This is a genomic window from Nitrincola sp. A-D6, from assembly GCF_000764495.1.
Classification (GTDB): Bacteria; Pseudomonadota; Gammaproteobacteria; order Pseudomonadales; family Balneatricaceae; genus Nitrincola.
Genome location: NZ_JRLB01000085.1, coordinates 25,792 through 32,866, shown reverse-complemented (window position 1 = coordinate 32,866; position 7,075 = coordinate 25,792). Strand labels below are relative to the sequence as shown.

At 48.7% G+C, this 7,075-nt stretch carries 8 protein-coding genes; 4 read left to right on the top strand and 4 right to left on the bottom strand.

What is annotated here, in order from left to right:
* The 4 genes from LH51_RS13680 to thrH all read left to right on the top strand — a co-directional run.
* Positions 1 to 527, top strand: a 527-nt coding sequence (locus LH51_RS13680) for a PhnD/SsuA/transferrin family substrate-binding protein (protein WP_036523053.1), incomplete at its 5' end; no start/stop codon positions are given.
* Positions 528 to 697: 170 nt separating this feature from the next.
* Positions 698 to 1,798, top strand: a complete 1,101-nt coding sequence (locus tag LH51_RS13675; RefSeq protein WP_052063790.1) for a DNA-binding protein — start codon at positions 698 to 700, stop codon at positions 1,796 to 1,798.
* Between the two features lie 92 nt (positions 1,799 to 1,890).
* Positions 1,891 to 2,865, top strand: coding sequence for an HTH-type transcriptional regulator CysB (cysB, locus tag LH51_RS13670; RefSeq protein ID WP_036523043.1), 975 nt, complete (start codon positions 1,891 to 1,893; stop codon positions 2,863 to 2,865).
* A 32-nt stretch (positions 2,866 to 2,897) separates the two neighbouring features.
* Positions 2,898 to 3,515 (top strand): bifunctional phosphoserine phosphatase/homoserine phosphotransferase ThrH, encoded by a 618-nt coding sequence (gene thrH, locus LH51_RS13665; RefSeq protein ID WP_036523041.1) that lies wholly within the window; start codon positions 2,898 to 2,900, stop codon positions 3,513 to 3,515.
* A gap of 25 nt (positions 3,516 to 3,540) precedes the next feature.
* Here thrH and LH51_RS13660 read toward each other — a convergent pair whose 3' ends face one another.
* The 4 genes from LH51_RS13660 to LH51_RS24375 form a co-directional block, all read right to left on the bottom strand.
* Entirely contained in the window at positions 3,541 to 4,962 is a 1,422-nt protein-coding gene (locus tag LH51_RS13660; protein WP_036523039.1) for a methyl-accepting chemotaxis protein, read from the bottom strand.
* Complete coding sequence (locus tag LH51_RS13655) at positions 4,959 to 5,405, bottom strand: PDC sensor domain-containing protein (protein ID WP_036523037.1); 447 nt, start codon at positions 5,403 to 5,405, stop codon at positions 4,959 to 4,961. The genes LH51_RS13660 and LH51_RS13655 overlap by 4 nt, the downstream gene beginning before the upstream one ends.
* A 202-nt stretch (positions 5,406 to 5,607) precedes the next feature.
* The gene (pabB, locus tag LH51_RS13650; protein WP_327125175.1) at positions 5,608 to 6,612 is read right to left on the bottom strand and encodes an aminodeoxychorismate synthase component I; all 1,005 of its coding nucleotides are present in this window, start codon (positions 6,610 to 6,612) and stop codon (positions 5,608 to 5,610) included.
* Positions 6,597 to 6,983: a hypothetical protein gene (locus LH51_RS24375; RefSeq protein WP_327125174.1), complete on the bottom strand. Its 387-nt coding sequence runs from the start codon at positions 6,981 to 6,983 to the stop codon at positions 6,597 to 6,599. The genes pabB and LH51_RS24375 overlap by 16 nt, the downstream gene beginning before the upstream one ends.
* Positions 6,984 to 7,075: the final 92 nt, after the last annotated feature.

Sequence of the window (7,075 nt, the reverse complement as noted above, 5' to 3'; positions counted from 1 at the left end):
AAGCCTTGATGAAGCCTGCGCACAAAGCTGATGAGACAGTCATTGCTGTATCAGTATCCTCACAGATCGATAGCGTTGAGAGCCTGCAGCCAGGTAGCATTATTGCGACCACGGACGATCCGGATGTGCATACGATGGGTATGATAATGCTGGAGTCGGCTGATCTGGATGCAGATAACATCACGATTAAAACATTGAAGAACTACGTATTGGTGGCAAAAAACCTGCTTAAGGGAGAAGCTGATGCCGGATTTTTCCTCAAGCAGGCTTATGATGAGCTGTCAGAACTGATTCGTAGCGAAATGAAACCGCTGGTTAGTAGCCAGATCGGTGTGATACATCATGTGTTGTTGGTGGGGCCTGCGTTCAAAGAGCATGAGTCGATGCTGCAAGCTGCGTTACTGGATATGCCGGAAGATGAAAAAGGACGCGGTGTACTGCAGAATATGGGCCTGGTAGGCTGGGAATTGATGAGTGAAGAAGATAGCGAGTTTATGATTGACTTAATAGATACGCTGATTGACTGATTTAACCACACCCCGAACACGGACAATTCGCCTGCTATCTCCGTGTTCGGGTCTTAATCCACTGTAAAACAGATACCCTGTTGATGTATCCTTATACTCTCTACACTGAAGAGGGTGTTGTTGTCTTACCCCTCATTTTTACCCGCTTTTAATCTGGTTAAATAGATTGCATGGATACTGAACAACTTAAAGTCCAAGTTTTTGAACTGGCCGATGAGCAATTGCTCTCCGGTGGCTTTCCTCAAGCTGAAGAGCTGGCAGCGCAGCTTGCTAGCCCACTTGATGATGTCAGTGGTTTTCTTACTCAGTGGCGAAACGAATTACCTCTGCGTGTTGTACTGACTGATCGTGATCTAAAAATGCCGGGCATGCCGGATACTTTGGCGCAGTCATTTGTGCGTATCTGGCATCAGGCTGTACAAGAGGCCCAGTCAGGTGTTTCGCTGACACGCCAGCGAACAGATATCGGTGTTGAAGTCGAAAAGCGCAGTAACGATGAAGCGCTGCAAAGGTCTCAGCATCTACAGCAGGAAATGGAAGCGCGTTACCGGGAACAAACCTTGAAGCTTGAAGAAAGCTATGAGCATGTTAAGGCTCTGGATGCTGAAATCACAGTATTGAAGACCAACCTGTCCAGCGAGACCAATTCACGCAAGAAAGAGGAAAAAGCCCGCTCAGCATTGGAACATGAGCTGGCTCAGCTGAGAAAAGCACATGAAGATGCCCGACGTATGTTTGATCAAAGGATCAAGGATGAGCAGCGGCATATGCTGGAAACCCTGGCCAAGGAAGAAGTGGACACGCGCTATTACCGCAATGCCTTGGAAAAAATACGCGAAGAAGCAGGTAAAAAAGAGTCTGAGCAGACCCGCGAGCTTCATGATCTGCAGGCACGTATGGCACGCAAGGATGTGAAAAATGAAACGCTGAAGTCACAGCTCAAGAGTCAGGAAACCGAGTTACTTAAAATGCGTCAGGACAGTGCATTACTGCAGCGTGATATGACTAAAGTAAACAGTCAGTTACTTGGCGAACTTAACAAAACCAAGCGGCTCGAAACCAAACTCAAAGAGCTACAGGAAGATATTCGGCGTAATAATCAAAAAAATATTTCCTACACCAATGAAGCAGCTAAGCGCGATAACCTGCTGCGTGCTCAACTCATGGAAAAAGAGGAGATGTTGGTAAGGGCTGAGGCTAAAATCAACTCGCTTGAGAAGCGGCTGATTAGCGGAGATGAAGAGATTCGGCGACTCAATTCGCGCATATAATTAGCTATTGTTCATGTATTGGCGCAGCAGAAGTATTTTGTTATTCTCTACAGTTATATAAAAGTGAAAATCCTATACTCAGGTAAAGATAAATGAAACTTCAGCAGCTCAGGTATATCTGGGAAGTCGCCAGGCATGATCTCAATGTTTCGGCAACTGCACAAAGTCTGTATACCTCACAGCCGGGTATCAGTAAGCAGGTTCGTTTACTCGAAGATGAGCTGGGTGTTGAGGTATTTGCCCGTAGTGGTAAGCATTTGACCCGAGTGACTCCGGCGGGTGAAGCAATTTTGAAAATCGCCGGTGAGGTCCTGCAGAAGGTGGAAAGCATTCGTCAGGTAGCTCAAGAGTTCAGTGATGAACGCAAGGGCAGTCTGAGCCTGGCTACAACCCATACACAAGCACGTTACGCACTGCCTCCAACTATTAATCAGTTTATCAAGTTATACCCCGATGTAGCATTGCATATGCATCAGGGTACACCCATGCAGATATCCGAGATGGCGGCAGATGGAGAGGTGGATTTTGCTATTGCGACTGAAGCCTTGGCTCACTTCCCCGATCTTATCATGATGCCTTGTTATCATTGGAATCGCTCGGTCGTGGTGCCCAAGGATCATCCCTTGGCCCAGGTAAGTGAACTCACCCTGGAAGAACTGGCAAAGCATCCGATTGTTACCTATGTATTCGGGTTTACAGGGCGCTCTAAGCTTGATGAGGCCTTTATAAACAAAGGGCTGGAGCCTAAAGTGGTGTTTACAGCTGTTGACTCGGATGTCATTAAAACCTATGTCCGCCTGGGGCTGGGAGTCGGAATTATTGCGACAATGGCTGTGGAACCTGAGCATGACAGTGATCTGGTTGCACTGGATGCTTCGCATCTGTTTGAAGCCAGCACCACCCGTATTGGCTTCAGAAAGGGCACCTATCTGCGTGGTTATATGTATGACTTCATTCGTTTATTTGCACCACATTTGACACTTGATATGGTTGAGAAGGTACAAAACTCTACCAATCGACATGAGGTTGATGAGCTGTTTAAAGGCATCAAGTTACCTCAGCATTAACATTTTTCTTAACTCTGTACTGGAGACCATGCATGGAACTGGCCTGTCTTGATCTTGAAGGCGTCTTAATTCCCGAAATCTGGATCGCGTTTGCCGAAGAGACTGGCATTGATGCGCTAAAGGCAACGACGCGGGATATTCCCGATTATGATGAGCTGATGCAACAGCGCTTACGTATTTTGGATGAGCAGGGTTTCACCTTGGCGCAAATACAGGATACCATCAGCCGACTGAAGCCTCTGGAGGGTGCGGTCGAGTTTGTGGACTGGTTACGCGAGCGGTTTCAACTGGTTATTCTGTCAGATACCTTTTATGAATTTGCTCAGCCATTGATGCGTCAACTGGGCTTTCCGGCACTGCTTTGCCATAAGCTGGAGGTCAATTCTGATGGGCGTATTACTGGCTATACACTACGTCAGCGTGATCCTAAACGCCAGTCGGTGCGTGCTTTTCAGCTACTCAACTATCGGGTAATCGCGGCGGGTGATTCCTATAATGACACCACCATGTTGACCCAGGCTGAAGCAGGTATACTGTTTCATGCACCCGAAAATGTTATCCGTGAGTTTCCGCAGTTTCCAGCGGTGCACAATTACGACGACCTGAAAAAGGCTTTTCTGGCCGCCAGTAATCGGGATTTAACTCTGTAACAACAGCATCCTTGCTGTTTTTGTATCAGACTTTAAACCTGTCTGACAATTGATGCAGCGAATTGGCAACCTGTTTGAGATTGGCCGCCCGGTTGCCAGTCTCACCGGCCTGGTCGGTTAAATTATCGGCCAGAACCTTAATCTGCTCAGTGTTACTGCTGATTTCAGTGGTTACTGCATTCTGCTCTTCAACCGCACTGGCAATTTGTATTGCCATTTCACTGATAGTGCCGCTGGCTTCATCAATTGTTTGTAGCTGCTGCTCAGCCTGTTCGGCACTTTCAACATTGATGTGGGCCTGTTTCTGGCTCTGTCCCATAAGTGTAACGGCCTGGTGTGTAGCATTTTGCAGTTCAGTAATCATGCCACGGATATCGTCTGTGGCCTTGTGACTGCGTTGTGACAGCGTGCGTACCTCATCAGCGACTACGGCAAAACCGCGACCCTGGTCACCGGCACGAGCGGCCTCAATAGCGGCATTCAGGGCCAGCAGGTTGGTCTGTTCGGCGATGCCCTGAATGTTATCGAGAATACTGCTGATACTCTGTACCTGCTGCTCAACTGAGTGTATTGCATCTGTACTATCAGAGATCTGTTGAGTTAACCTCAGGGTCTGCTCCCGGTTTTCCTTAACTACGAGTAGGCCTTTTTGCGTTGACTCTGATGATTGCCGGGCAATGCCGGCTGTTTGTTCGGCATTCCTGGCAATTTCGGCGGTGGCTGAAGACATCTCCTGAGCAGCGGCCGCCAGTTGGGTCAGCTCTTCTTTCTGCCGGGTTAATTGTTCCAGATTATTTTGTACATCTTCAACGCTGCGACCTGATTCCTGATTTAACTGTTCAGTCAGCCGGATCATCTCACTCACGGTTGATTGCAGCTGCGCAACGAAACGGTTGAACGCCAGGCTCATGCGTCCAAACTCATCCGCAGATTCTACATCCAGCCGGTGCGTCAGGTCGCCCTCTCCCTGAGAAATATCATCCAGTGCCCGTGCCAGATGCTTTAAGGGGCGGGTCTGATAATTGACCAGCAGATAGAGCACCACGGCTGAGATCACCAGAACCATCAGGCTTAGTACCAGCAGGGTGATGGTTAGCTGGCTTAATGCATCCATAGCTTCGCTGCGCTTGACCAATAGCAGAAAAGTCCAGTCAGCTTCAGCAATATAGGTGGCTGACATTAACCAGGTTTCACCCTCATAGTGAACGTCTACCACTTCCTGATTGGCAGGAATTGTCTGGTCAGGCAGAAGCTGGCTTATAGTTTGTTGAACCTTGCTTTTATCCGGATGAGCAATGAGGGTCTGGTCACCATCCAGCATCCAGAGTTGTGATGTCCAGCGTGATTCCAGGGTTAATAATTCACGGATAATGGAATCAATACTGATGTCACTGCCAATAACACCCTGGCTGGTGTTTTGCAGTGGAGCCGCCAGTGAAATGATCATTCACCGCTACCGGCATCGGCATAGGGTGAGGTAACGATCAGAGACTTGGTTTCCATAGCCTGCTGGTACCAGGGGCGGGTACGTGGATCATAATCTGATGGCAGGTTTGATGGAGGTTGCGATTGCCACATTTCTCCCTGACTGGTGCCAGCGTATACCAGATCAAATTGTCCGGCATTGCGGGCATAAGTCAGAAATTTTTCTGCGTCACTACGCTGCAGTGGAAGTTCACGACTCAGGCTTGTGAGCAGGTCGGATTTGGCTGTCAGCCAGCCATTGGCAAAGGTCTTGGCATTGCGCAGGGTATTGTGGATCTCACTTTGAACCGCCTGGTTGACTTCCGTATTCAGCAGGCGGTGTGCCAGCGTGCTCAGTGCCAGGAGGGAAAGAATAAGCAGCAGCAGCATGGAACAGAGTAGTTTGGATTGAAAACTGAGTTTCATGGTAAAGGGTTCCTGATCAATTAAGGACTAAAAATAGGCACACCTCTGCCACTTCAATCATCCCTGCCAAGGGTTATATTCTCGCGCATCAGTTGCACGACACAGTTGCCGAACCCGATGGGCGCGAATTATATACCAAAGTATAGAAGTGTATTGGCAAAGTGAGTAGGAATTATGACAAAATCTTGTTGAATCAAGGTTGCTATGTGGTTTGCAGTGTTTTGAGCAGGTTGTTTACCTTGCTGAAAGTTTCAGCATATTCCGCATCAATATCTGAGTCGGCCACAATACCTCCACCTGCCCAGCAATGAATGTGGTTTTTACTACAGACCAGTGTGCGGATGGTGATACTGCTATCCATGCGGCCGCACGCACTGATATACGCAATCGAGCCGCAATAAGCAGAACGTCGATGAGGTTCCAGTTCATCAATAATTTCCATGGCGCGTATTTTTGGCGCACCGGTAATGGAGCCGCCAGGAAAGCATTCGCGCAGTAAATCCAGCGCTGAAAAGTCACCCTCCAGGCGTCCGGTAACACTGCTGACCAGATGATGGACGTTGGGGTAGCTTTCCAGTGTAAATAGTTCCGGTACTTCGACGCTGCCAGGTTGGCAGACTTTGCTTAGGTCATTGCGAAGCAGATCTACAATCATGACATTCTCTGAACGGTCTTTGTCAGAGTTGATCAGTTCGGTTGCCAGTTGAGCATCCTCATCATTGGTGGTGCCGCGTGGTCGGGTTCCTTTGATGGGGCGTGTTTCTACCTGTCCATTATTATCGCAACTAAGAAAGCGCTCTGGAGACAAGGATAAAAGTGCACCCTGATCCAGGTCCAGATAAGCCGCAAAGGGCGTTGGCGCGACTTGTCGCAAGCTTTTCCAGGCTTGCCAGGGATCACCCTGACAAGGAGCGGTAAAGCGTTGTGCCAGGTTGATTTGGTAACAATCACCGGCCTGGATATAGGCGTGTATCCGCTCAAGTGCATGACGATAGTCGCGGGCACTCATATTGCTGGTGAAGGGCTCAAGCAAGCTGAAGGGGGAAGTATCTGTTTGGGAAACAGAAGATACCTCTGAGGTAAGACGGGACAAAAAATTCTGGGTAATAGTGGTATCGGCCAGCGCATGTACCACCAGCCAGCTTTTTTTCTTGTGGTGATCGATGATCACTGCTTGCAGATAAAGTCCTATCACCAGGTGGGGCAAATCGATATCGGCTTCGGCCTGGAGGGGAGTTGTTCCAGATGCCGGTTCAGATCATAGCTGAAATAACCGATCAGCCCCCCGTTTGAGGGGGGGGGCTGATCGCGCAGGTCGCCTAGATCTGCTATCCAGTGCTTAAGCAATGAAAACACCTCTTCACTACTGGGTTGCCAACCTGAGTCAGGTTCGTAAATCTCAAGTCCCTGTGTTGTTAGCTGTACACTTTTTGTTGGTGCGGCTGTGATCAGGTCATAACGACCAAAAGCGCTATCCGGATGACAGCTATCCAGAATAACGGCTTGGCCGAGTGAGCGTAGCCGCTCAAAAACCTCAGTAGCACTTGAAGGATAGGGAAGGGAATAATAGCTGATCACTGTCCACACCGTTTATTAAAAGCGCGATTCTACCGTCTGGAAAGTGGCTGGCGAGCCTGTTTGAAAATCCGTGTCCACTTGTACTGATGTCG